Below are 24,710 nucleotides of genomic sequence, written 5' to 3'. Positions count from 1 at the left end.
GAAGCAGCGATTGAAGAAGAACAACCAGTTGTGGAAGAAGCAGCGATTGAAGAAGAACAATCAGTTGTAGAAGAAGCAGCGATTGAAGAAGAACAACCAGTTGTGGAAGAAACAGTGATTGAAGAAGAACAACCAGTTGCAGAGGAAACACCGGTCGCAGAAGAGCCACCAGTTGTACAAAAAGAAGAACCTAAACGTGAGAAAAAGCGTCACGTACCATTCAATGTTGTTATGTTGAAACAAGATAGAGCGCGATTAGTGGAAAGACATGCGGCTAGAACGAATGCAATGCAACCTTCTATGAAAGAACGAGTAGAGAATAAGCCTGTACACCAAGTAGAAGAAAAACCAATGCAGCAAGTAGTGGTAGAACCACAAGTGGAAGAAAAACCAATGAAGCAAGTGGCAGTAGAACCACAAGTGGAAGAAAAACCAATGAAGCAAGTGGCAGTAGAACCACAAGTGGAAGAAAAACCAATGCAGCAAGTAGTGGTAGAACCACAAGTGGAAGAAAAACCAATGCAACAAGTAGTAGTAGAGCCACAAACAGAAGAAAAACCAATGCAACAAGTAGTAGTAGAACCACAAGTAGAAGAACGCCCAGTGCAGCAAGTAGTAGTAGAGCCACAAACAGAAGAAAAACCAATGCAACAAGTAGTAGTAGAACCACAAGTAGAAGAACGTCCAGTGCAGCAAGTGGTAGTAGAATCTCAACAAGTACAAAAGCCAATTTCAAGTACGGAAGTAGAAGAGAAAGCATATGTTGTAAATCAAAGAGAGAATGATGTGCGAAATGTATTGCAAACACCACCGACGTATACGATTCCGTCATTAACATTGCTATCGATTCCGCAGCAAGCAGCGTTAGATAATACGGAATGGTTGGAAGAACAGAAAGAATTATTAGATACAACGTTTAATAATTTCCACGTTGGCGCACATGTTATTAATGTATCGCAAGGTCCAGCAGTAACTCGTTTTGAGGTACAGCCAGATCCAGGTGTGAAAGTAAATAAAATTACAAACTTAAGTGATGATATTAAGCTAAGTTTAGCGGCAAAAGATATTCGTATTGAAGCGCCGATTCCAGGGAAGAGTGCGATTGGAATCGAAGTTCCAAATAAAGAAAGTAAGCCAGTATTTCTTCGTGAAATTTTAAGAAGTCCTGTGTTTACAAAGAGCGAATCACCGCTTACAGTTGCGCTTGGACTTGATATTTCAGGTGATCCAATTGTAACGGATATTCGAAAAATGCCACACGGACTTATTGCGGGTGCAACAGGTTCTGGTAAAAGTGTGTGTATTAACGCCATTTTAACGAGCATTTTATATAAAGCGAAACCACATGAAGTGAAGTTAATGTTAATTGATCCGAAGATGGTTGAGCTTGCACCATACAATTCTGTTCCACATCTTGTAGCACCTGTTATTACGGATGTAAAAGCAGCGACAGCTGCATTAAAATGGGCAGTTGAAGAAATGGAGCGCCGTTATGAATTATTTGCGCACGCAGGAGCTCGTGATTTAACTCGTTACAATACGATTGTAAGTGAGCGAGAAATTCCGGGAGAGACATTACCTTATATCGTTATTGTCATTGACGAGTTAGCCGACTTAATGATGGTAGCACCTGGTGATGTTGAGGAAGCGATTTGTCGTATTGCGCAAAAAGCACGTGCTTGTGGTATTCATTTATTAGTAGCGACGCAGCGTCCATCTGTAGATGTTATTACAGGTTTAATTAAGTCAAACATTCCAACGCGTATTGCGTTTACTGTATCATCTCAAGTTGATTCGCGTACGATTATTGATATTGGGGGCGCGGAGAAATTACTTGGCCGTGGTGATATGTTATTCTTAGGGAACGGTACATCTAAGCCAGTTCGTGTACAAGGTGTATATGTATCGGATGATGAGATTGAAAAGACAGTTGATCATGTGAAAAAGCAAATGAAACCGAATTACTTATTTAAGCAAGAGGATTTATTAGCGAAAACAGAACAGGCTGAGTCGGAAGACGAATTGTTCCTTGATGCATGTCAATTTGTTGTAGAACAAGGGGGAGCGTCCACATCTTCTGTACAGCGAAAATTCCGCATCGGTTATAATCGCGCGGCACGTCTCATTGAAGAGATGGAATCGCAAGGAATTATTTCTGAAGGTAGAGGAACGAAGCCAAGAGATGTCCTTATTTCAGAGGATGAATTTGCCGCTATGCAGGAAACAAATGTATAGTAAACGGTTTTGCTGTATACTAAGAGAAAATGTTGGATAGTAAAGTAGGGAGTAAAGCGACATGAAAGAAATTGAATTAAAATTAAAAGGTGAAATAAATAGACTAACAAATAAAACATTTAAATTTGACGAACGTGTTGGAGAAGGTTGGTTTTCAGCCGTTTACTTTTTAAAGACTAGAGAAATCATCGAAGAATTTCGCCCGAAAAGTGTTGTAACGATGCAATTTTTCCAAAAGGAAAATGCAGTTCTTTGCGGAACGGATGAAGTCATTGCATTGCTACAAACATTTGCTAAAAATCCAGAGGAACTTGAGATTAACTCTTTAAAAGATGGCGATAAAATTAGTCCATTTGAAACAGTGTTAACAATTCATGGTCCTTATGAAAATTTCGGATTTTTAGAAGGTGTCATTGATGGGATTTTAGCTCGTCGTACATCGGTTGCGACAAACGTATATAACGTTGTCCAAGCTGCGCGTAGCGTAGATAAAGAAAAACCAGTTATTTTCATGGGAGACCGTGATGATCATTATACACAACAAGCTGGTGACGGTTATGCAGCATACATCGGAGGTATGAGCGCACAAGCGACGCATGCAATGAATGAATGGTGGGGCAAAAGTGGTATGGGGACAATGCCTCACGCATTAATTCAAATGTTTAATGGTGATGTTGTGGAAGCGGCAAAAGCATATCATAAAAAATTCCCAGAAGATGAATTGGTTGTATTAATTGATTACAATAATGATGTCATTACAGATGCACTTCGCGTAGCGCGTGAATTTGGTTCAACATTAAAAGGTGTACGTGTAGATACGTCCCGCACGATGATTGATCAATACTTCATTCGCCACCCGGAAGTACTTGGAACATTCGATCCACGTGGTGTAAACCCATCGCTTGTATTCGCACTTCGTAAAGCACTTGATGAAGAAGGATTCCAGCATGTAGACATCGTTGTAACTGGTGGATTTGATGAGAAACGTATTCGTGAATTTGAAGCTCAAAACGTACCTGTTGATATATACGGAGTAGGAAGTAGCTTATTAAAAATGAATATTGGCTTTACTGGTGATAACGTAGAATTAAATGGAAAACCAGAGGCGAAAGCTGGTCGCAAATATCGTCCAAACCCACGTCTAGAGCGTGTTCAATTAGAAAAAAGAGAAGATATGTAAAAGAGAGAAAAACTGATAGGTGATTGACCCTATCAGTTTTTCTGTTATCATAGTATAGCGGCTTCTTTTTTGCTATAATGGATTTGTTATGGACATAAAAAAGAAGTACGTACGAGTTTATCCTGATAAGTGAAGGGAAGAATAACTTCACTACATCAAAAATGTATGATGATTACCAAAATAAGAAAAGATTCATATACTGTCTTATAGATAGGCCGTTGTATTAGTTCGAAATGTTGGAGGTTCTTTAAGATGACAGTTTACCATTTTGTAGGAATTAAAGGAACAGGAATGAGTTCATTAGCGCAAATTCTTCATGACATGAAGCATACTGTTCAAGGGTCTGATTATGAAAAGCGTTTCTTTACACAAACAGCGTTGGAAAAGCGTAGTATCTCGATTCTTCCTTTTGATAAAAGTAATGTAAAAGAAGGACAAGTGATTATTGCAGGAAATGCATTTCCTGATACGCATGAAGAAATCGTAGCAGCAAAAGAATTAAATATCCCAGTACATCGTTACCATCACTTCTTAGGTGACCTTATGAACCAATACACAAGTGTTGCTGTAACTGGTGCACATGGAAAAACATCAACAACTGGTTTGTTAGCCCATGTAATGCAAGGTGCACACCCTACATCTTACCTTATTGGAGATGGAACAGGGCATGGGGTAGAAAATAGTAAGTATTTTGTATTTGAAGCTTGTGAGTATCGTCGTCATTTCTTGTCTTACAATCCAGACTATGCGATTATGACAAACATTGATTTTGATCATCCAGATTATTTCACAGATATCAATGATGTATTCAGTGCATTCCAAGAGATGGCATTGCAAGTGAAAAAAGGCATTATTGCATGTGGAGATGATGAAGAACTTCAAAAAATTCAAGCGAAAGTACCTGTTATTTTCTATGGATTTGGAGAAGATAATGATTTCCAAGCACGTAACATTCAAAAGAGAACAGATGGTACTATTTTCGATGTATTCGTTCGTAATACGTACTATGACACGTTCAAAATTACAGGATACGGCAATCATAGCGTATTAAATGCATTAGCAGTAATCGCGCTGTGCCATTATGAAAATGTTGATGTAGAAGCAGTTAAGCATCAGTTAACAACTTTTGAAGGCGTAAAACGTCGCTTTAATGAGAAGCCGATGGGAGAGCAGGTTATTATTGATGACTACGCACACCATCCGACAGAAATTAATGCAACGATTGAAGCAGCTCGTCAAAAACATCCAGAGCGTGAAATTGTCGCTGTATTCCAGCCACACACATTCTCACGTACAGAAAAGTTCTTAGATGAGTTCGCTGAAAGCTTAAGCAAAGCTGATCAAGTATACTTATGTGATATTTTCGGATCAGCGCGCGAAAACAAAGGTGAATTAACAATCGAAGATCTGCAAAAGCGTATTGACGGTGCAGAATTAATTACAGATACAACAACGGATGTACTAAAGAAACATAAAAACGGCGTTCTCATTTTCATGGGCGCAGGAGACATCCAAAAATTCGAAGCAGCTTACGTAAAAGAAGTTCAAGTTGCAGAGAAGTAATAGAAAAGACGCATAGCGGTGGCTGTGCGTCTTTTTTGTTGTGTTCGATACATTTAAAAAGCATTGATAGGTTGGTATTGTTTATTCTTTTTGTAGAGTTGTTTTAACAAAACAATATAAATTGAACTAAAAAGTACATATCCAATTAAATAATAGAATGAAAACATATCGAATTGTTTTGTTATGATGATGCGAATTGCGAAAAAAGTAAACGGAAGGGCGATTAAAAGCCTTGAGCTAATGGAAATTATTGTTTTAAAGTATTTTAATAAGTCTGTATTCCAATGATTTTCTCTACAGATAAACCAAATGTTACTTGCTATAAAGGCTAGTACAAATGGCAAATTAGCTGAAATGTTGATGAAGCCTAGTACAATAGGCACTGATAGAGCGCCAAGTGGACCGATAGATAGGCCAGAATAATATTTAATAAATGTATTTGTAGATTGTTGTGCTTCTTCAATAACGTCTGTATATTCTGCTGCAATTTCCCGTGCTAATTCTTTTGGAGGAAGAAATTCTTCAATTAATTGTGAAGGAATGATTTCTAACGGTATACCTTCACTCTCTTTACGTAATGCATTTTCGTATAAATCTGATTTAATTTCTAGCATATGTTGTTCTCGTGCTGATGTAGGTAATTTCATTAAACCTTTGTGAAGGTCATGTAAGAAAGAAGCTATGAGTTCATTTGCAAAGAATTGTTCTTTGTTCATCTTTTATCCTCTCCTTTAGCTAGTAACATTAGAGCTTGATACACTGCATCATAATCATGTAAGCGACTATGTAAAATTTCTCTCCCTTCGTCTGTAATGCGATAGTATTTTCTTTTTGGGCCATCACCAGATTCTTCCCAATAGGAAACAGCCCAATTGTTTTTCGTAATTCGATTTAATATAGGATAAATCGAGCCATTGGGGATATGAAATACAGGGATTTCTTGTAATGCACTTGTAATTTCGTATCCGTACATAGGTTGTTTACTTATTAAGGACAAAATAGCGAGATCAAAAACACCTTTACGTAATTGAATTATAAAATTATCATTTTTTTCCATACTTTAACTATATATGATACGTATCTATATATCAATCATATATAGTTATTTTTTATTTACGCATTGACCTAAAGTTAACTCTAGGTTGTAAGATGAATATGTAAAAACAAGGGGGAGAGATTATGTATAAAATCAGTGAAGTGGCAAAATTAACAGGGATGGGTATTCATACTTTACGTTACTATGAGAAATTAGGATTATTACCACCACCAACGCGAAATAGCGGGATTCGTCAATATACAGAAGGTGATGTGCGTCTATTAAAATTTTTATATTCGTTAAAACAAACTGGAATGTCATTAGAAGAGATGGCTGAGTTTGCAAGTGATGGATGCATTATAGAAGAAATTAGGCAGAGGAAGGAGGAAGTACCAGCGAAAGTGAAAAAGAGAATTTCAATTTTAACAACTCATTTAGAAAGGTTAAAAGAACAGCAGGAACAATTGCAAAAAGTTGTTCAGCTAACGGAGGAGAAGTTAGAAATTTATTACGGTTTTCTAGAAGAAAAAGACTTGGAGGCCGGCAATGAAAAATAAAGTATATACGCAGTTATTAGGTTTTGCGATATTTACTGGTGGGACATTTAATGCTTCGAAATATGCAGTGCAGTATTTCGAAGCAATTCATATAGCAGCATGGCGTTTTGGGATTGCTGCATTTGTGATGTTATGTTTGTTAAAAATACGAAAAGATTTTGATTTGGAAGGATGGATGCAGAATAGGACCTATTATCTTTTGCTAGGTATTGTTGGTGTATTCGGCTTTAACTTCTTTTTCTTTCTAGGAATGAAATATACAGAAGCTGTTAATGGTGCACTTATTATGGCGACAAATCCTCTCGTTACGACGCTGTTAGCAAGTGTCATTTTACGAGAGAAAATTGTGAAGCGCCAAGGTGTTGGAATGTTACTTGCATTAATTGGCGTTGTTTTTGTACTTACACAAGGTTCGTTTACAATACTACAACATTTATCATTTTCAAAAGGGGATTTTTATATTTTATTAGGGAATATTTGCTGGGCGTTATACGGCGTGCTAGGCAGAAGGTTTATTAAAACTGGTAGCCCAATACAAACGACGACATATACGATGACTATTGGTGCACTTGCCTTTATGATCATATCTTCTACACAAAAAAGTATAGTACCAGTTTTAGAAATTCCTTTGTTGGCATGGGGAGCGATTCTCTTTATGGCAATTGGAATGAGTGTGCTTGGTTACTTATGGTGGAATAATGGAATTGCTCAAATTGGTGCAGCAAGGACATCTTTATTTTTTAATCTAGTGCCTGTAGTTACAATGATTATTTCTTTTGTAGAGGGAGTAAATATAGCACCCGCACAATGTATAGGGATGATATTAGTTATTACGGGAGTATTGTGTTCTTCAGGTTTTATACAAATAAAAACAAAGGAAAGTGTGAATATTTAACATTTTTCACCCGAAAATGTTAGAATAATAAGAAAAATAAAAAGGGGAGCTAAAAAACATGTTCACACTCCGAGTAGACGACGAAATTGAATTACAGTTATTAGAGAAGCATCATAAAGAGGAACTATATCAATTAATAAATCAAAACCGTAATCATTTAAGAAGGTGGCTTCCTTGGGTAGATGGGACGAAATCTGCTGATGCTTATAATGAGATTTGTCCGATGTGGTTAAAGAAGTTTGCAGAGGGAGACGGTTTTGAAAGTGGCATACGTTATAAAGGAAAGCTCGTTGGGATGGTAGGTATTCATCCAGTGAGCTGGGGGAAGAAAGCGGCAAGTCTCGGTTACTATCTGGCAGAAGATGCTGGCGGGAAAGGTATTATGACGCGTAGCGTGAAGGCTGTACTTCACTATGCATTTGAGAATTTAAAATTAAATAAAATGGAAATTAGATGCGGTGTTGAAAATGTGAAAAGTCGCGCTATTCCAGAACGTTTAGGGTTTAAGTTAGATGGTGTTTTAAGAGATGAAGAATGGCTATATGATCATTTTCATGATGTCGCAGTATATAGTTTACTAGCTTCAGAGTGGAAGGAGATTCGATGAACGAGAAGATACGCATTATTCCGTATGAAAGTACGTTTCAAGATGAAGTAGTAGATCTTATCGTTCATATTCAGCAAAAAGAGTACAATGTTCCCATTACGAAAGAAGAGCAGCCAGACCTACTTGAAATAGAAACGTTCTATCAAAGGAATCATGGGAACTTTTGGGTAGCAATTTATGATGGGAAAGTAGTTGGAACAGTAGCTTTATTAGATATTGGGAATCATCAAGTAGCGTTAAGAAAAATGTTCGTAAAAAAAGAATTTCGCGGAAAAGAGTGGGGCGCATCACATAAGTTGCTCCAAACAGCAATTTCGTGGGCTGAGAATAAAAAGCTGAAAGACATTTACTTAGGAACGACAGTTAAATTTTTAGCAGCACATCGCTTTTATGAAAAGAATGATTTTGAAAGTGTGAGTATAGACGAATTGCCGAAAAACTTTCCAGTGTTACAGGTAGATAAGAAATTCTATAGGTACATTGTGTAAAAGGTCATTCAAAAATGGCCTTTTTTTATGAACTAAAATGGAAAAAGTGGTATAATTTAGGTTAGGGGGTGCGTATATGAACTTTCCGATTCAAAGAAGTAAGTCAGTAGTCATTTTCGTTTGTCTCACGTTAGCTTTTATGTTTGTGTATCCACTTGTCATGATTGTCACAAATAAAGAGCAGTGGATGACAGCGTTAATTGGAATGGGTTTATGCTTCCTTGTAAATGTACCACTCGTTTGGGAAGTATTTATTAAACAGCATAAAGTAGAAAATGGTGTATTAAAGTACGGTATTTTAAATGATGATATCGTATTGAAAGAGATAAGAATCATTCGTCAAGTTGGGAAGTCTCTAGAAATTACGACGAATGCGTATAAAGTACATATGGTGGCGATGCCGCAACATATGAATGAATTTTTGGCGCTTATTGAGAAAGAGAACCCACATGTGAAAATAGAAATGGCAGGTAAGAAATGAAAAACGCTCGGAAAAAATCCCGAGCGTTTTTCATTATTTTAAGTTCTCTGGGTTTAAAGCTTCTAATTCAGGTACAACGAATCGTCCGTCTTTACGGATTAGTACGTCGTCGAAGTAAATTTCGCCGCCGCCGTATTCAGGACGTTGGATGCACACTAAATCCCAGTGAATGTTCGAGTTGTTACCGTTCCATGCATCGTCGTAAGCTTGTCCAGGAGTGAAGTGGAAGCTGCCATCGATTTTTTCATCGAATAGGATGTCTCCCATTGGATGTAAGATGTATGGGTTTACGCCGATTGCAAACTCACCAACGTAGCGTGCGCCTTCGTCTGTATCGAAGATTTTGTTAATGCGCTCTGTATCGTTTGCAGTTGCTTCAACGATTTGGCCGTTCTCGAACTTAAGTTGTACATTTTCAAATGTATAACCGTTGTAAGGAGATGGCGTGTTGTAAGAAACTGTACCATTAACAGAATCACGAACTGGTGCAGAGTATACTTCACCGTCTGGAATGTTTAGATGACCTGAGCATTTAATTGCTGGAATGTCTTTAATAGAGAATGTTAAGTCAGTTCCAGGACCAGTTAGGCGCACTTTATCTGTTTTATTCATTAATGTAACAAGGCTATCCATTGCCTTATCCATTTTACCGTAGTCTAAGTTACAAACTTCGAAGTAGAAGTCTTCGAAAGCTTCTGTGCTCATTTTAGCAAGCTGCGCCATAGAAGCATTTGGGTAGCGAAGAACAACCCAGCGTGTTTTTGGAACGCGAATGTCTCTATGAACTTTCTTACCAACTGTTTGACCATGAATTTGCATTCTTTCACTTGGCACGTCAGCTTGTTCGTTAATGTTATCGCCAGAGCGAAGACCGATATAAGCGTCCATATCTTTCATTACGCTTGCTTCATACGCAGCGATTTGTTCAAAATGTTCTTCAGTAGCACCCATTAATAAAGAGCGATCTACTTGATGATCTTTTAAAGAAACGAATGGGAAACCACCAGCTGCATATGCTTCTTTTACAAGTGCAGTTACAAGTTCTTTTTGTAAGCCAAAGTTTTCAATTAATACTTTTTCGCCTTTTTGTAAGCGAATAGAGTAGTTAATTAAATTGTATGCTAACTTTTCAATGCGTGGATCTTTCATATGTAAAGCCTCCCTACTAATTATGTATCCTCTCCTATTGTAACCTACTTAGTGGAATTTGTTGAATCATTTATGTTAAAGTTAACGAATAAGTATGAAAATTCTAATGAAAAGATAGGGATTAGAACGAAACGGAAAATGATTGTATAATAGGAGAAAGTATGAAAAAGATAAAGGAAGTGATGAAATGCAAGTTCTTTTATATGTAAGTGCGGCTATTATCGCGGTTGCTTTCGCTGTATTAGTAGTGTATGTATGCAGAACGTTGTTATCGGTTCAGAAGACGTTAGAAAACGTTGCAAGCACGTTAGAAGGTTTAGAAAAGCAAATGCAAGGAATTAGCGTAGAGACGGAGCAATTATTACATAAAACAAATGCGTTAGCTGATGACATTCAACAGAAGTCACAATCATTAAATAAAGTAGTATCGGGTGTAGATGGAATTGGAACGACAATCCATTCCTTAAATACGAAACTTCGTAATGTATCAGAGTCTGTTACGGACGAAATTGAAAATAATGCAGATAAAGTAGCGCAAGTTGTACAGTGGAGTAGCGCAGCAATTGAAGTATACAATCATTATCGTGCGACAAGACAAGAGAAAAAGGTTGAAAAAGAAGAGCGTAAATTAGAAAGACTTGAGAAAAAAGCTGAAAAGAAAGAGAAGCGCTCTAGACTTCGTATGAGAGGTGAATCGTAATGAATATGACAAAACTTGAAACAATTGAAGAGCTCGAAGTATTAATAGAAAAAAACGAGCCTTATGTTCTTTTTAAACATAGTACGACATGCCCGATTAGTCATGGTGCCTATACAGAATTTCAAGCTTATTGTAGTGAAGAAAGAGCGGTACCAGCGTACTACTTATACGTACAAGATGCGAGAGATGTTTCGAATCGTGTTGCAGAACAGTACAGCATGAAACATGAATCTCCGCAAGTGTTATACATAAAAGATGGGATGGTAGTATGGAATACGTCTCATTGGAACATTAAAAAAGATGTTTTAGAAGAGAATATTAAGTAAAAAGAAGCAAGCGAAAGGTGCTTGCTTCTTTTTTTTGTTTTTGTTGAAATATATTTAATGGTACACTGTTATTAGTTCAAATTAAATAACTAGATTGTTGAAAGTAGGTTTTAAGTAATGAAGAAAATGGCATTATCCTTCGCGGTCGTAAGTTTATTACTAGGAGCTTGTAGTAATGATACGATTAGTAAGAAGGATGAAGTTATACAAAAGGATACGAAAGAAAAAAGTATGATTCCGAGAACTGCTGTTTCTAAAGATTATTATAGAACTGTAATTCCTTTAAAAGAACAAAAGGTTATAAATACAGCTAATGTAAAAACAAATTCTAAATTAGATTTAGCAGAGTATGAAAATGGTTTAATGAATATTGCAAAAGAGCAATTTGATACAGAAAACCATGTGCTTCAATTAAATCAGTATATTCCTGAGAAGTTAGTTGATGAACTAGTCGCAAAAGTAGAAGCACCTGTTTTGACAAATATTATAGAACAAGACTATTTCGGGAAACAGAATTCAAATGAATTAAGTTTATCCGGCGTTGTAATTGGGTTAGCTATGTCTTCAAGTGTATCCAATGAAGAGGCAATGTCTAAGGGGACTGAAGTTGCTAAGCAACTTATTGAAGCTATTCATAAAAATGACAAGTATAATAAATCTCCAATTACGTTTGCTATCTTTAAGCAAGAAAGTACAAGTTCTTTAAAAAATGGCACGTATATTGCTAGTGCTACCGTTCAAAAGAATGATACGAACCTTGGAAATTGGAATGCAATTGAAGAAAAAGCGTATTCATATCCTTCCGATGAATTTACACAAGCACATGGAGAAGATAATGAAAAAATAAATAAATTTGCTGAGGCAATGAAAGGTTTTTCTCCTGGAGACTTTATCCCAGTAAATGCTAAAGTTTCTTATAAGAAAAATCAAATGGATACATTAAATATGGATATTGTTATTAAATATAACGGTAAAACAGAATTAATGGCTCTTACTCAACTCGCCGCTCAAAGTATGTTAGACCAATTACCGAAAGATGCAAAAGTACAATTGCAGATAAAGTCCGAGAATAAAATTGAGGCAATTGTTATAAAAGAGAAAAACAGCGATAAACCGTTTGTTTCCTTCTTATAAAAAAAGACAGTGTTTAAACTGTCTTTTTTTACTGTAAATGAAAGGGGACGATGGGACAGGGCGTCACGTAATACGCTCCATATTTCCGCTGTACTAATCTCAATTTACCCCTATCATTGTCGATTTTTGTTGGTAAGTCGATATATTCAAAAAATCGCTGATATAAATTTCAATTACTAGCTAGCGTACTGCTTAAAATAAGATTTCTACTTATGAAACATCTATATTTTTACAAAAAATACCCTTTTTTTCATGAAAAATACGAAAATACGAGAAAAGAAGCGAATTTTTTCGAAACTTTTGCGGGAAAATATTGTATGACCCTGCGTTTTTATCGTATCATTAGTAAAAGGAAGAACTCGGGACGATTGGTGGCATCTGCAAATAGAGTTGATGTCTTTTTTTCATTCAAGTAACCGATACATAAAAATAGATAGCAAAAATAGAAGGAGTGTGCGATGAGATGAACGTAACAATATATGATGTAGCGCGCGAAGCGAACGTTTCAATGGCTACCGTGTCACGCGTTGTGAACGGTAACCCAAATGTAAAGCCTACAACAAGAAAGAAAGTATTAGAAGCAATTGATCGTTTAGGATACCGCCCAAATGCGGTAGCACGTGGATTAGCAAGTAAGAAGACAACTACAGTAGGTGTTATTATTCCTGATATCTCAAATACGTTTTATGCAGAACTTGCTCGTGGAATTGAAGATATCGCAACAATGTACAAATATAACATCATTTTAAGTAACTCTGACCAAAACAAAGAGAAAGAGTTCCATTTATTAAATACGATGCTTGGAAAACAAGTGGACGGAATTGTTTTCATGGGTGAAGATATTACAGACATTCACATTGAAGAATTTAAAAAGTCTCCAGTACCAATCGTATTAGCAGCGTCATTTGATGAGCAAAATGAAACGCCATCAGTAAACATTGATTATACACAAGCAGCTTACGACGCAATGAAGCACTTTATTGAACAAGGACATAAGCGTATCGGTTTCGTCTCTGGTCCTTTCATTGATAAAGCGGGAAGCGCGAAGAAATTACAAGGTTATAAAAAAGCTCTAGAAGAAGCAGGTATTTCATATGATGAAAATCTTGTAATAGATGGAGATTACACATATGATTCAGGTATCGAAGCATTCGAAAAGCTTTGGGGCCTTGATGAGAAGCCGTCAGCAATCTTCGTATCTTCTGATGAAATGGCACTAGGTGTAATCCACGCAGCACAAGACGCTGGATTAAACGTACCAACTGATGTAGAAGTACTTGGTTTCGATAATACACGCCTTGCATTAATGGTTCGTCCGCAACTTTCAACAGTTGTACAACCGATGTATGATATCGGTGCAGTAGCAATGCGTCTATTAACAAAGTATATGAACAAAGAAAAAGTGGAAGATCACACTGTTATCTTACCTCACCGTATCCAATTTAGAGATTCAACGAAGTAAGTATAAAAAAGCTCACAGCGATTGCTGTGAGCTTTTATTTATATTCAGGATAGTATGTTTGAACTATAGTATCCACCGTTTCATTTTTCTTAACGTGTAAAAATCTTGCGTATAATTCTTTTCCAGTTTCAAATGGTGTATCGTCTAATTCAAACACATGTAATAGTTTTCGAAACGCCCACGTTACTTGCTCACCGTACATATTATCGTACGTATGCTCAGACTGTATAGCGATTTGTTCACCTAGTGCATGGGCCTCTTCCAAACTGTGTGCCTTAACAAGAATAATACTTTCTTCAAAAAGTGTATCGTGATTTTCTTCATAATGCTCATCCATTTTCGTAGGATCAGACTCACCAGAATGAACAGATTCAAACAATAATTTTACAGCGTACATATTATGCTGCATGTTTCACTCTATAAATAATACTTGCGACAAGTGAAGCAGGTATTGTAAATACGTTACTTTGGTAATGGTAATGTATTTGGGATTCTTCATAAGACATATTGTCATATAGTTCGTTTTGTGACATATTCATTTTCTTCTGTTTTTCTTTGAGTATTTTAATGTAGTTATACTGTATTGGGACGAGAATGATGAAATAGGCTAATACGATTAGTGAAATCCAAATCATTATGAACACTCCCTTATAAAGAATATATATATGGTAATTATATCAATATATATGAAAAATATCCATTTTTCTGGTGGTCAATTTCCTTTCCAAAATGCAAAAAGTTCTTCAGGACTTCGTAAATTATGTTCAAGACATGTTTGTGCAGTGTGTTTAAAGTTTTGTATGAATTGTTCTAACCGAGAAGGATCATATTGTTTCACATTGCCAGCAATAATAGTTTCATCTTTATCTAAGTTAAGTGATATTTTTAGCGAAGTTATATTTGTTTTTAGTTGCACAACTTCCATGTAAAAAAACTTTTTGTCTAAGTCAATTATAATATAATCATATCGCTCTACTTGTTTAAAGTATCCTACAATATCATCTTCCAATTGAAATCCTCCCGAGTATATGGCTTATTGGTGACTTCGCTACAAAATGGTATTGTTCCTTGTTATATGTCACATAAGTGCAAATTTAACTATTATAGGGCAATGTCATGTATAATAGAAAGAAAAGGCTTGTGAGGGGGGAGAAGAGATGATCGTTCTTTGGATAATTACGCTTTGTATGACTGCTATTTTTGCATATATGACGTTAAAACAAAATGGTTTAAAGCGATTTGTTCCAGGAAGTATTCTTGCAGGAATTGCCCTTATCACGTATGTAATTTCTATTTTTATTGAAAGTGTATCGGTGGATATGAGCACAAGTTTAATGTTTATGGGGATTACACTATTTGCAAGTAGTATTATGGTACTTATGGTTGCTGGTATTATTTTATTTATTCATATGAATTCGGAAACGTTATAGCATATAAAAAAGGCATGTTCCTCTCGGGACATGCCTTTTTATCCGTTCAATTATGCTCTATCTTTAGAAGAGTTTTGTTGTTTTAATAAGTCGCGAATTTCGCTAAGAAGTTCTTCTTCTTTTGTTGGTTCTGGAATTTCTTCCTCTTTTTCTTCTTCTTTTTTAGATGTTAGTTTGTTGAACACTTTAACAAACATAAAGATAGCCGCTGCAATAATTAAGAAATCAAAAATAGTTTGGATGAAGTTACCGTACATAATAGATGACTTACCGAATGTAAGTTTTAAATCTGTAAAGTCAACGCCACCTAATACCATACCAAGTAATGGTGTAATAACATCTTTTACTAAAGAACTAACGATTTTACCAAATGCAGCACCGATTACAACCCCGACAGCTAAATCAACGACATTCCCTTTGAAAGCGAACTTTTTAAACTCGTTCCACATGTGTTAATCCCATCCTTTCCACGATTCATTATGAAATTTATAATTCCTATCAACATATTCTATAGAAATTTGCGTGAGAAATAAAGAGGGAATGGGAATGAAATTAAATTCTGAAAAATGTATCCGTTTTAATTTTTGTTTACATCATTCAGAAGAGATTGCAACATTTGCTGCGTTTTTAATCCTTCTAATCCATCTACAATAGGCTTTGTATCTCCTTGCACACATTCAATGAAATGATGAACAGCATCTTCAAAACCACGTTGTTTTAACGTCGTATCCCATGATGGGGAACCAATTTGAGAAACTGCATTTTCTTGCTCAACTTCAAATGCGTTCATGTTTTTTACGCGAATGATTTTTCCTGTTGTGACAAGTTCAATTTGTTCTAAATTTGTACCGGCATGGCGATGCATTGCGGTAGAAAGTAACAGTCCACTTGGCGTTGTATATGTATGATGTCCGTAAAGAAGTTCATTCTTTTCATTGATTTGCATCATATTATGAACGACGTTAAGCTCATCGTTAGCTAACCAGCGAGCGGTATCTACAATATGTAAGTAATCATCTAACATCGTAAAGTCGTACGTATATGGTCCGACTTTATTTGTGCGGTGTTTTTCAATTCGAACCCATGAAATATTATGAGCTTGCTCTTTTGCTGCAACATACATAGGAACGAATCGGCGATTAAATCCGACCATTAACTTTCGGTTATACTTTTCGCTCAACTCAACTAGTTTCTCAGCTTGTTCTACTGTAGCAGCTAGCGGCTTATCAACGTAAACATCGATTCCTTTTTTCAGAAGTTCAGAAACGATTTCATAATGCGATGCAGTTGAACTATGAACGAAGATTGCATCGCATTCCGAAGCTAACGTTTCAATAGAATGGAAGTCTTGAATGCGGTATTGCTGGCAAACTTGTTTTCTTTTCTCCGCGTTAGGTGTAAACGCCCCTACAAAATTCCAATCTGTTTCTTTTGTAAGTGTTGGAAGATAAGCTTTTTGTGCAATACTTCCAAGTCCAATCATCCCAATTTTAGGTTTGTTCATATGTAATCCCACCCTATTCATATTGATATAACGGGTTAAATGTAGCATAGGGTGGGGGAGGAAGGCAAAAATTAGCTTTTACTTATGTCCTTCCAGCGAGTCATTCTCTATTTCTTTAAAGTTATGAGCATGTTGCAATGAAGGAAACATTATCATTGCCGTGCATGTCTATAACTGTAAGTAAAAGTATATATAAGGTAATTTATGTTAAAATGTAAAAGGGGATAAAACATCTGTGCCAACACACAAGATAGTTTGAGAGGGCGTGCTACATTTTGGGGGATATATTAAAAGATAATAAATCAAACAAGGCTCTAAAGATTGGAACCAATATCATACTTATCTTATTAATTATCGGTGCAATACAAATGTTTTATGATGAAGATTTTACGAATGATCATTTCGGTGGGTTATTTATGATGGTCTTTTTTGCAATTAAAATAGTTTCTAGTTTTCTAATAAGTTTAAAAGAAGGAGATAAAAAGGCAGTATTTATTGATTTAGGTTTAGTGGTTTTGTGTGTTCTTCTTTTAATTGTTACTAGTTGAAATACTTCTTTTGAAAAAAGCTCATAGTCTTACAGAGACTGTGAGCTTTCCTTAATAATAACGGTACTGATGTAGCTATTTATAAAATGTTCGAGTAGTAGAAGTAAACTGAGCAGCTTCTTCCAAAAAGGGATAATGGTTACTCTCTTCAAATGTCACAAAAATAGAATTACGTATACCCTCATGCATCTCGATAGAATACTGAATTGGGCACTGCACATCGTGTCTTCCGCATATAATAAGTGTCTTTGTTTTCATAGAAGGTAAATGTTCTCGTAAATTAAATGCTGGATATTCGTGAGAAAAAGCATTCATTCGGCTAGCAGACATTATTTTTTTGATCGGTTTATCAAAATAAGAGTTGTAGTTTTCTGGTTTATACAATGATAATTTTGTTCTCTTAGTAGCTAGTTCTTTTCGTTCTTCATTTGTAAGGTGAGGGCTTTTTAAGTTTTCGATGAGTTGTTGCATATAATGAAACTGCGGATGTTCTGGATGATAAATACAAAATGGTGTTTCCGTGTAGTTACTTGCTGCGGCTCCGACCACGACTAATGATTGTAAGGAATGTGGATAGGTAATCGCGTATAAAAGTCCGAGCATACCACCTGTTGAATGGCCGGCGAAATGCCATATTGGAAGTTGTAAAGATTCTCGTATCGCTTCTAAATCGTGAATGGTTTCAGTCATACTTAATTCTTTTTCTGAATTGGCTTTTACAGAGTTACCAGCGTCTCGTAAATTAATGAGGAATACACGATGCGTAGAAGTGAAAACATCCGCAAAGTAATCACCCGTTTCATTAAATTGTGAATAGTGATGTGTAATGCAAAGTGGTTCGCCATTTCCCTTTGTAAAAAGTTCAAATGTGCCACGTTTCGTGTGGATCATTTGTTGTGTCCACATAATATCACGACCTTTCCTTATAAAGTCCGTTAGTACATAAAAATATATCAGCGATTATTAGAATATATAGGCGCAACTTGAAATATATCAGCGATTATCAAAATATATCGGCGCAACTTGAAATATATCAGCGATTATTAAAATATATCGACTTACCGACAAAAAACGACAATAATAGCAACCTATAAATAAAAGGAGGCTATTCAAAAACGAGCCTCCTTTTCGTTTAGTACAAAGATTTTGTCATATTATTCCGAATAATTTCAAGGGATTTCGCTACAGTTAATGCGTTCTTTTCTTCAATTTCTGGTTTGCGGGGGATAGGTTTATACATGTTGTCTGGATCTTCCCATGTGAGGGGAAGTTCTGTTTCTGCTTGTCCTTTCCAAGCTTCAATCCATTCTGGAGGGAGATAACCTGAGATGTTTTGGATGTTGTTCATTTCGAGCCAAATGAGTGCCCAAGCTCTTGGGACGACGCGCCAGTGGTCATAGCCACCGCCGCCGACAGCAATCCAACGACCTTCGCAATATTCGTTAGCGATTTCGCGAGCGAGCTTCGGTATTTCACGGTAAATATTCATCGTTGCGCAAAGGTGTGTAAGTGGATCGTAGTAATGTGCGTCAGCGCCATTTTGCGTTAAAATAATATCCGGTTTAAAGTATGCGGCCACTTCTTTTACGACAGTTCGATAGGAATCTAAGAAAGATTCGTCTTCTGTAAAAGCATCGAGTGGAACGTTAAAAGAATAACTATAACCATTACCTTGTCCACGTTCATTTACAGCTCCAGTTCCAGGGAATAAATATCGACCGGTTTCATGTAGTGAAATGGTGCATACGTTAGGATCGTCATAAAAAGACCACTGTACACCATCACCGTGATGAGCATCTGTATCAATATATAAAACGCGTAAACCGTATTTCTTTTGAATATATTTCATTGCGATAGAGCTATCGTTATAAATGCAAAAGCCAGATGCTTTGCCGCGGAAGCCATGATGTAAGCCGCCTCCTAAGTTAAGCGCGTGTTTTACTTTCCCGGAAAGAACAGCATCGACAGCTGTTAACGTACCACCAACGAGTAATGCGCTTGCTTCGTGCATATTTGGAAACATCGGTGTATCTTCTGTTCCGAGTCCATATGTCATCGCAATTGATTTTTCTAACTTACCTTCTCCAGCACGTTTTACCGCATTTATGTACTCCTCTGTATGAATGTAGGCAATTTCTTCATCTGTAGCCATCCTTGGTGAAATGATTTGGGAAGGAGAGATGAAACCACCCTTTTGTAATAAATCATACGTAAGTGTGACGCGCAGTTGGTTAAAAGGATGATCAGGGCTAAATGAATAGCCCCGAAAGTCATCCGAATAAATAAACGCGCTACTCATGCTTGCATCCCCATAATGTTCGGCCATAATACGCGGTAGCCCTCTGCTTCAAGTGCATCAATCACTTTTAGCGGATTCATCGTTTGAATGCGGAAAACGAGTACTTTATCATTCTCATCTTTTGCTGGGTAGACGAGAACGCTCACGATATTGATTTGTAAATCGCTAAAAATAGCAACGACTTTTCCAAGAATACCAGGTTCATTTTTTACTTGAATTTCAATTTGTGAACTCGGTTGATGTGCCCCTGTTAATTTCACTAACGTATGCAGTACAGTCGATTCAGAAATGATTCCGACTAACTTTCCAGCCTTTGTAACAGGAAGACAGCCAATTTTATTTTCAAAAAATAAAGTAGCAATTTCCTCAACGAAATCGAGAGGATGGCAAGTCATAACAGGATGTTTCATGATCAGTTCAAGCGGTTGCTTCAGCATATCGAGTGAAACTTGTTCATCTAAAATAGACGGACTTGCATCTCTTACATCCCGATCAGAAATAATGCCTACGACATGATTATTTTGATCGACAATTGGAATGTGCCGAATGCCTTTCGTACGTATCGTTCGGATTGCTGTTTCGATTGTATCGTTTGGATGTAATGTCACTACATCTTGATTCATAATTTCTTCTACAATCATTCCAGTTGCCCCCTTTATTAGTACATAAAACGATTGTGAAAACGTAGACGATCAAATGCTTGAATAGAATCCGTATCAACGCGTTTACCGATGCGGACCATTAAACAGTTAGCAGGATGTGAACAAATTTCAGGATCATCTGTAGCCATCCATTGTAACCCGCCAGCATTCATCATCTTTTCCATTACTTTTCGGTACTCCCAAACATTTAAGCCTGTTTGTTTTAAATCCCAGTGCCAATAATATTCAGTCGTCAATATAATGTAATCTTCCATATAATCGTCCATCATGGAAACTTCTAATAAGTTTTTTCCGACAGCGCAACCACGGAAGGCTGGGACAACTTCAATTGCCCCGAGTTCAATTAAGTTTTCCATTTTTCCTTCTGACCATCGTTCAAGTGGATCAGGATACAAGTATGTAACATATCCAACAATCGTTTGGTCATGTCTAGCAATAATGAGACGAGCTTCTGGCAATTTAGAAATTTCGACAATTGCTTTATATTGCTGCTCGGCAGGACGAAACGCAATTAAGTCTGGATGAAACTCATACATTTCTAAGTTATGTGTAGAGACAGGCCCTTCAATAATTAAAGTGCCTTTCGCTGTTTTTAAGTTTCTAGCATTATATATTTTTTTATGAATCAATGTATTGCTCACCACCTTGAGGGTTTGTGAATCTATTCATATCGTACTTTATAATATATGCGATGTGAATCGAAATTTGTCATTAAAAATTTGTCTAAAAATCAACAAATATACTGAAAATTTTAAATAATGTTATTATAATAGATAATAGAATACATAGGAGGGGGATGTAAAGTATGAAAGTAGAAACGCTTCCTGTCATTAAAGGAGAAAATAATTTGCCGAATTATGATGAGGCATACGCAAATTTTAACTGGGAAGAGGTTAATAAAAACTTTACTTGGAATGAAACAGGCCGAGTAAATATGGCGTATGAGGCAATTGATAAGCATGCGAAATCCGATCGAAAGAATAAAGTAGCCCTTTATTATCAAGATGGATCGCGAAAAGAGAAGTATACATTTAAGGAAATGAAGGATTTTTCTAATAAAGCAGGAAACGTCCTAAAAAATTATGGTGATGTAGAAAAAGGCGATCGCGTTTTTATTTTTATGCCGCGTTCCCCAGAGTTATATTTCGCACTTCTTGGTGCAGTGAAATTAGGGGCAATTGTTGGTCCGTTATTTGAAGCATTTATGGAAGGCGCAGTTCGCGATCGTTTAGAAGATAGCGAAGCAAAAGTGTTAATTACAACACCTGAATTGTTAGAGCGTGTACCATTAAATGATTTACCAGCTTTAAAAACAGTTTTCCTTGTTGGGGATCATGTAGAAGAAGGCGGTAAGACAGTAGCGTTCAATCCTTTATTCGAACAAGCTTCAAAAGAATTACATATCGAATGGTTAGGCCGTGAAGACGGTTTGATTCTACATTACACGTCTGGTTCTACTGGTAAGCCAAAAGGTGTGCTTCATGCGCAAAACGCAATGGTTCAGCACTATCAAACGGCGAAATGGGTATTAGATTTAAAAGAAGACGATGTATATTGGTGTACAGCTGACCCAGGCTGGGTAACTGGTACAGCTTACGGTATTTTCGCACCGTGGTTAGTCGGAGCATCAAATGTTATTTTAGGCGGACGTTTTAGTCCAGAAGCTTGGTATGAAGCGCTGCAAGATTACGGCGTAACAGTTTGGTATAGCGCACCAACAGCGTTCCGTATGTTAATGGGTGCTGGACAAGATGCAATTAAAAAATATGATTTATCACAAGTGCGCCACGTATTAAGCGTTGGTGAACCGTTAAATCCAGAAGTAATTCGATGGGGTATGAACGCATTTGGACTTCGTATTCATGATACGTGGTGGATGACAGAGACAGGTGGACAAGTTATTTGTAACTACCCTTGTATGGAAATCCGTCCAGGTTCAATGGGTAAACCAATTCCAGGTGTAAAAGCAGCGATTGTTGATAATGAAGGAAATGAAGTGCCTCCATACACAATGGGTAACTTAGCAATTGGTAAAGGTTGGCCAGCGATGATGCGTGGAATTTGGAATAACAAACAAAAGTATGAGTCTTACTTCATGCCAGGCGATTGGTACGTATCAGGTGACTCTGCATACATGGATGAAGATGGATACTTCTGGTTCCAAGGGCGTATTGACGATGTAATTATGACGTCAGGTGAGCGCGTTGGACCATTTGAAGTAGAAAGCAAATTAATCGAGCATGCTGCCGTTGCAGAAGCTGGTGTAATCGGTATTCCTGATCCGGTGCGCGGCGAAATTATTAAAGCATTTATCGCGCTTCGTGCAGGTTACGAACCATCTGAAGAATTAAAAGAAGAAATTCGTCAATTTGTAAAGAAAGGTCTAGCAGCTCATGCAGCGCCAAGACAAATTGAATTTAGAGATAAATTACCGAAAACGAGAAGCGGTAAAATTATGCGCCGCGTATTAAAAGCGTGGGAGTTAAACTTACCAACAGGTGACTTATCAACGATGGAAGATTAAGAGAGAAAGGTCTGAACGAAATAATGTTCAGACCTTTCTTTTTGTAAATAGTAAAGGAGTTAACGTAGATGAAGATACCAAATTTAGAAGGAGACATAGTGTGCTTACGTTCTATAGAACCGGAAAAGGATTACAAACAGTGGTATGAGGTAATGAAAGATCCTGATATGCATCGTTGGACAGCGAATACGATCCCGAAAGATAGTAATGAAATGAAAGAGCTGTTACACACTTATAAAAATTTGGAAGAGATTATAGCTTGGTCAATTATAATGAAACAATCAAAGGAAATGATAGGGACATATTGGATTTCTGTGCCAACGGTGAATGAAAATAAAAAGTTAATTGTGAGTGCAGAGGCTCAGCGGATTGCACGTAAGTTTTGGCGTACAGGTGTCAATCGAGAAGCAAGGAATTTAATATATAATTACTTATTTTCAACTTTAGATGTGGATGAGATCCGTGCACAGGCATGGGATAAAAATATCAATTCATGCAGATCTATGGAGCAAATAGGATTTAAATTAGAGAATCAAGTGAAACGCTTATTCCCTAAATACAATGAGCTATTTTTGGAAAACCATTATGTACTATTTAAAGAGGACTGGTTTGGATAAAAGATTATGGCTGAAAAAATAAAATAATATTTGAACGAAGTGCCTTCCTCGTCTGTATACATTTATGAAAGAATAGATGAGGGAGGCTTTTTTTATGTCTAATAAATTACTTCTTACTTTTGCTTTAATTGGAATTATAGCTGTATTTTCTTGTGGTTTACTATTACCGATGCCAATCGGATTTAAAGTGTCGATGATCACAGCTGGAGTTATGATGATTGTTATGTTTTCCATCATTATTCCGTTTGATAGAAAGCATATAGTACGGAAAAAAGGATATAAAATTGATTTTACAAAAACAAAAGTATATTTTCGCTGGAATGTATTTGATACGATTTCGGCTTGCCTGGCAGTGTATGCATGCATATGTGTGCAAGCGTTAAATATTTTAGTTTCAACCGGCCAGACAATTCAAAATCCGTACGTTCAATTTTTTACGAATCAATCACAAGTATGGATTATTGTCGCAAGTTGCTATTTAATTTCCCGCATTTCGTTAACGTTAAAAGGTATCAAGGAGATCAAAAATCATGGCGCAGATTGGGATTGAGGAGGAGCTCATGCTTGCGTATCAAAGTGGAGATAAGCAGGCTGGGGAAAAACTATATATTTTAATCAAACCAGCGCTATACACATTTTTATATCGATTTAACCGAGATGAACAATTGAGTATCGACCTTGTCCAAGATACGTTTTTGACGCTAGAGCGTAAGAAACATATGTATGAACCTGAAAAGGGAAAAATAAAAACGTATTTATTTCAAATTGGTTATCGTCTTATGATTAATAAATTAAATAGGAGAAAAAAGTGGCGTACACTTTTGCCGTTTTTAGTGCCGATTCAGGAAAAAGAATTTTCTCACGAAGATCGGCTCACAGTAAGGGAAGCAATTTTGAAAGTTCCGGAAGACCAGCGAGCTGTCCTTATTCTCTCTTATTATCATGATATGCAGCAAAAAGAAATTGCAGAGATATTAAACATTCCGATTGGAACAGTGAAATCGAGACTCCATAACGGGATAAAGAAATTGAAACAATTGCTGGAGGTGGATGAAATTGAGCGAAAATCCCTTTAAGAGTGAATATAAATTAAAACAGCATTTAGATAGTGACCATGTAGAAGTACCGGACTTTCCAAAAACGGTAAGTCGATTCGATCGATTAATCGGGTTTCTTGGTTCCCCGGCGAAAGATCCTGTGGAAGCGACAATTGGGAATGATTTATCAGTTGTGTTTCATGTATCGTTATTAGTTGGGGTTCCAATTCTTTCTCTTATTACGATACTCTTTATGGCGTTGTAAAGGGTCGGTAA

The 24,710-nt window shown here is 36.7% G+C and carries 31 protein-coding genes; 19 read left to right on the top strand and 12 right to left on the bottom strand.

From position 1 onward, the window contains the following. From ACTFRN_RS10465 to murC, 3 genes are all read left to right on the top strand, one after another. On the top strand, positions 1 to 2,235 hold a 2,235-nt coding region (locus ACTFRN_RS10465), incomplete at its 5' end, for a DNA translocase FtsK (RefSeq protein WP_440038098.1). 61 nt (positions 2,236 to 2,296) lie between these two features. Beyond that, positions 2,297 to 3,415, top strand: coding sequence for a nicotinate phosphoribosyltransferase (locus ACTFRN_RS10460; RefSeq protein ID WP_000658369.1), 1,119 nt, complete (start codon positions 2,297 to 2,299; stop codon positions 3,413 to 3,415). Between the two features lie 252 nt (positions 3,416 to 3,667). Beyond that, positions 3,668 to 4,978 (top strand): UDP-N-acetylmuramate--L-alanine ligase, encoded by a 1,311-nt coding sequence (murC, locus tag ACTFRN_RS10455; protein WP_000219470.1) that lies wholly within the window; start codon positions 3,668 to 3,670, stop codon positions 4,976 to 4,978. Positions 4,979 to 5,031: 53 nt separating this feature from the next. Here the strand turns inward: murC and ACTFRN_RS10450 are convergent, their stop codons facing one another. Next, positions 5,032 to 5,694, bottom strand: coding sequence for an HAAS signaling domain-containing protein (locus ACTFRN_RS10450; protein ID WP_088106374.1), 663 nt, complete (start codon positions 5,692 to 5,694; stop codon positions 5,032 to 5,034). Further along, positions 5,691 to 6,035 carry a PadR family transcriptional regulator gene (locus ACTFRN_RS10445; protein ID WP_088106375.1) on the bottom strand — a complete coding sequence of 115 codons (345 nt, stop codon included), beginning with the start codon at positions 6,033 to 6,035 and terminating at the stop codon, positions 5,691 to 5,693. Before ACTFRN_RS10445 ends, ACTFRN_RS10450 begins: the two co-directional genes overlap by 4 nt. Positions 6,036 to 6,157: 122 nt before the next feature. Between ACTFRN_RS10445 and ACTFRN_RS10440 the strand changes: the two genes are divergently transcribed. From ACTFRN_RS10440 to ACTFRN_RS10420, 5 genes are all read left to right on the top strand, one after another. Further along, complete coding sequence (locus tag ACTFRN_RS10440; RefSeq protein WP_088106376.1) at positions 6,158 to 6,571, top strand: MerR family transcriptional regulator; 414 nt, start codon at positions 6,158 to 6,160, stop codon at positions 6,569 to 6,571. Beyond that, positions 6,561 to 7,466: a DMT family transporter gene (locus ACTFRN_RS10435; protein ID WP_088106377.1), complete on the top strand. Its 906-nt coding sequence runs from the start codon at positions 6,561 to 6,563 to the stop codon at positions 7,464 to 7,466. Before ACTFRN_RS10440 ends, ACTFRN_RS10435 begins: the two co-directional genes overlap by 11 nt. Before the next feature lie 58 nt (positions 7,467 to 7,524). Then, positions 7,525 to 8,073: a GNAT family N-acetyltransferase gene (locus ACTFRN_RS10430; protein WP_000494674.1), complete on the top strand. Its 549-nt coding sequence runs from the start codon at positions 7,525 to 7,527 to the stop codon at positions 8,071 to 8,073. Then, positions 8,070 to 8,561, top strand: a complete 492-nt coding sequence (locus ACTFRN_RS10425) for a GNAT family N-acetyltransferase (protein WP_088106378.1) — start codon at positions 8,070 to 8,072, stop codon at positions 8,559 to 8,561. Before ACTFRN_RS10430 ends, ACTFRN_RS10425 begins: the two co-directional genes overlap by 4 nt. Before the next feature lie 76 nt (positions 8,562 to 8,637). Beyond that, on the top strand, positions 8,638 to 9,042 hold the full coding sequence (locus ACTFRN_RS10420; RefSeq protein WP_074567726.1) for a PH domain-containing protein: 405 nt from the start codon (positions 8,638 to 8,640) through the stop codon (positions 9,040 to 9,042). A 33-nt stretch (positions 9,043 to 9,075) separates the two neighbouring features. Here ACTFRN_RS10420 and ACTFRN_RS10415 read toward each other — a convergent pair whose 3' ends face one another. Further along, positions 9,076 to 10,191: an aminopeptidase gene (locus tag ACTFRN_RS10415; RefSeq protein WP_000654739.1), complete on the bottom strand. Its 1,116-nt coding sequence runs from the start codon at positions 10,189 to 10,191 to the stop codon at positions 9,076 to 9,078. 187 nt (positions 10,192 to 10,378) lie between these two features. Here ACTFRN_RS10415 and ACTFRN_RS10410 point away from each other — a divergent pair, with 187 nt between their 5' ends. The 4 genes from ACTFRN_RS10410 (at position 10,379) to ccpA (ending at position 13,813) form a co-directional block, all read left to right on the top strand. Beyond that, a complete protein-coding gene (locus tag ACTFRN_RS10410; RefSeq protein ID WP_001197726.1) occupies positions 10,379 to 10,891 on the top strand; it encodes a DUF948 domain-containing protein in 513 nt (170 codons plus the stop codon). Further along, positions 10,891 to 11,217, top strand: coding sequence for a bacillithiol system redox-active protein YtxJ (gene ytxJ, locus ACTFRN_RS10405; RefSeq protein ID WP_001057460.1), 327 nt, complete (start codon positions 10,891 to 10,893; stop codon positions 11,215 to 11,217). Before ACTFRN_RS10410 ends, ytxJ begins: the two co-directional genes overlap by 1 nt. 117 nt (positions 11,218 to 11,334) lie before the next feature. Next, positions 11,335 to 12,351 (top strand): CamS family sex pheromone protein, encoded by a 1,017-nt coding sequence (locus ACTFRN_RS10400; RefSeq protein WP_000738019.1) that lies wholly within the window; start codon positions 11,335 to 11,337, stop codon positions 12,349 to 12,351. Positions 12,352 to 12,814: 463 nt separating this feature from the next. Beyond that, on the top strand, positions 12,815 to 13,813 hold the full coding sequence (gene ccpA / locus ACTFRN_RS10395) for a catabolite control protein A (protein WP_001103292.1): 999 nt from the start codon (positions 12,815 to 12,817) through the stop codon (positions 13,811 to 13,813). Between the two features lie 34 nt (positions 13,814 to 13,847). Here ccpA and ACTFRN_RS10390 read toward each other — a convergent pair whose 3' ends face one another. The 3 genes from ACTFRN_RS10390 to dhp61 form a co-directional block, all read right to left on the bottom strand. Continuing rightward, complete coding sequence (locus ACTFRN_RS10390) at positions 13,848 to 14,210, bottom strand: DUF4288 domain-containing protein (RefSeq protein ID WP_041184570.1); 363 nt, start codon at positions 14,208 to 14,210, stop codon at positions 13,848 to 13,850. Between the two features lies 1 nt (position 14,211). Beyond that, positions 14,212 to 14,448, bottom strand: a complete 237-nt coding sequence (locus tag ACTFRN_RS10385) for a DUF3949 domain-containing protein (RefSeq protein ID WP_000637881.1) — start codon at positions 14,446 to 14,448, stop codon at positions 14,212 to 14,214. Between the two features lie 77 nt (positions 14,449 to 14,525). Further along, positions 14,526 to 14,822, bottom strand: a complete 297-nt coding sequence (gene dhp61 / locus ACTFRN_RS10380) for a protein Dhp61 (protein ID WP_000389134.1) — start codon at positions 14,820 to 14,822, stop codon at positions 14,526 to 14,528. A 148-nt stretch (positions 14,823 to 14,970) separates the two neighbouring features. Here dhp61 and ACTFRN_RS10375 point away from each other — a divergent pair, with 148 nt between their 5' ends. After that, positions 14,971 to 15,243 carry a DUF3917 domain-containing protein gene (locus tag ACTFRN_RS10375; protein WP_000636593.1) on the top strand — a complete coding sequence of 91 codons (273 nt, stop codon included), beginning with the start codon at positions 14,971 to 14,973 and terminating at the stop codon, positions 15,241 to 15,243. Positions 15,244 to 15,293: 50 nt separating this feature from the next. Here the strand turns inward: ACTFRN_RS10375 and mscL are convergent, their stop codons facing one another. Together mscL and ACTFRN_RS10365 are read right to left on the bottom strand one after the other, a co-directional pair. Then, positions 15,294 to 15,692 carry a large-conductance mechanosensitive channel protein MscL gene (gene mscL, locus ACTFRN_RS10370; RefSeq protein ID WP_000267018.1) on the bottom strand — a complete coding sequence of 133 codons (399 nt, stop codon included), beginning with the start codon at positions 15,690 to 15,692 and terminating at the stop codon, positions 15,294 to 15,296. 128 nt (positions 15,693 to 15,820) lie between these two features. Continuing rightward, positions 15,821 to 16,747: a Gfo/Idh/MocA family protein gene (locus ACTFRN_RS10365; RefSeq protein ID WP_049111874.1), complete on the bottom strand. Its 927-nt coding sequence runs from the start codon at positions 16,745 to 16,747 to the stop codon at positions 15,821 to 15,823. A 275-nt stretch (positions 16,748 to 17,022) separates the two neighbouring features. On the opposite strand from ACTFRN_RS10365, the gene ACTFRN_RS10360 reads away from it, so the two are divergent. Beyond that, on the top strand, positions 17,023 to 17,295 hold the full coding sequence (locus tag ACTFRN_RS10360; RefSeq protein WP_000502321.1) for a hypothetical protein: 273 nt from the start codon (positions 17,023 to 17,025) through the stop codon (positions 17,293 to 17,295). Positions 17,296 to 17,370: 75 nt separating this feature from the next. Here the strand turns inward: ACTFRN_RS10360 and ACTFRN_RS10355 are convergent, their stop codons facing one another. The 4 genes from ACTFRN_RS10355 to acuA form a co-directional block, all read right to left on the bottom strand. Continuing rightward, positions 17,371 to 18,222, bottom strand: coding sequence for an alpha/beta fold hydrolase (locus tag ACTFRN_RS10355; RefSeq protein ID WP_176359597.1), 852 nt, complete (start codon positions 18,220 to 18,222; stop codon positions 17,371 to 17,373). A gap of 205 nt (positions 18,223 to 18,427) precedes the next feature. After that, the gene (gene acuC / locus ACTFRN_RS10350) at positions 18,428 to 19,594 is read right to left on the bottom strand and encodes an acetoin utilization protein AcuC (RefSeq protein WP_000092800.1); all 1,167 of its coding nucleotides are present in this window, start codon (positions 19,592 to 19,594) and stop codon (positions 18,428 to 18,430) included. After that, positions 19,591 to 20,235: an acetoin utilization AcuB family protein gene (locus ACTFRN_RS10345; RefSeq protein WP_000634566.1), complete on the bottom strand. Its 645-nt coding sequence runs from the start codon at positions 20,233 to 20,235 to the stop codon at positions 19,591 to 19,593. Before ACTFRN_RS10345 ends, acuC begins: the two co-directional genes overlap by 4 nt. A 17-nt stretch (positions 20,236 to 20,252) precedes the next feature. Next, entirely contained in the window at positions 20,253 to 20,885 is a 633-nt protein-coding gene (acuA, locus tag ACTFRN_RS10340) for an acetoin utilization protein acetyltransferase AcuA (protein ID WP_000581384.1), read from the bottom strand. A 176-nt stretch (positions 20,886 to 21,061) separates the two neighbouring features. Here acuA and acsA point away from each other — a divergent pair, with 176 nt between their 5' ends. The 5 genes from acsA to ACTFRN_RS10315 all read left to right on the top strand — a co-directional run bounded on the left by acsA (position 21,062) and on the right by ACTFRN_RS10315 (position 24,699). After that, the gene (gene acsA / locus ACTFRN_RS10335) at positions 21,062 to 22,780 is read left to right on the top strand and encodes an acetate--CoA ligase (protein WP_000862042.1); all 1,719 of its coding nucleotides are present in this window, start codon (positions 21,062 to 21,064) and stop codon (positions 22,778 to 22,780) included. A 68-nt stretch (positions 22,781 to 22,848) separates the two neighbouring features. Continuing rightward, positions 22,849 to 23,397, top strand: a complete 549-nt coding sequence (locus ACTFRN_RS10330) for a GNAT family N-acetyltransferase (protein ID WP_000701302.1) — start codon at positions 22,849 to 22,851, stop codon at positions 23,395 to 23,397. Positions 23,398 to 23,491: 94 nt separating this feature from the next. Further along, positions 23,492 to 23,947 carry a lipoprotein gene (locus ACTFRN_RS10325; RefSeq protein WP_000066437.1) on the top strand — a complete coding sequence of 152 codons (456 nt, stop codon included), beginning with the start codon at positions 23,492 to 23,494 and terminating at the stop codon, positions 23,945 to 23,947. Continuing rightward, the gene (locus tag ACTFRN_RS10320) at positions 23,928 to 24,473 is read left to right on the top strand and encodes an RNA polymerase sigma factor (protein ID WP_000057179.1); all 546 of its coding nucleotides are present in this window, start codon (positions 23,928 to 23,930) and stop codon (positions 24,471 to 24,473) included. The genes ACTFRN_RS10325 and ACTFRN_RS10320 overlap by 20 nt, the downstream gene beginning before the upstream one ends. Next, the gene (locus ACTFRN_RS10315) at positions 24,454 to 24,699 is read left to right on the top strand and encodes a hypothetical protein (protein ID WP_001293795.1); all 246 of its coding nucleotides are present in this window, start codon (positions 24,454 to 24,456) and stop codon (positions 24,697 to 24,699) included. The genes ACTFRN_RS10320 and ACTFRN_RS10315 overlap by 20 nt, the downstream gene beginning before the upstream one ends. Positions 24,700 to 24,710 lie beyond the last annotated feature (11 nt).

The organism is Bacillus cereus group sp. MYBK245-2 (assembly GCF_051916145.1).
Taxonomy (GTDB): Bacteria; Bacillota; Bacilli; order Bacillales; family Bacillaceae_G; genus Bacillus_A; species Bacillus_A pacificus.
This window is presented reverse-complemented; position numbering and strand designations above follow the sequence as displayed.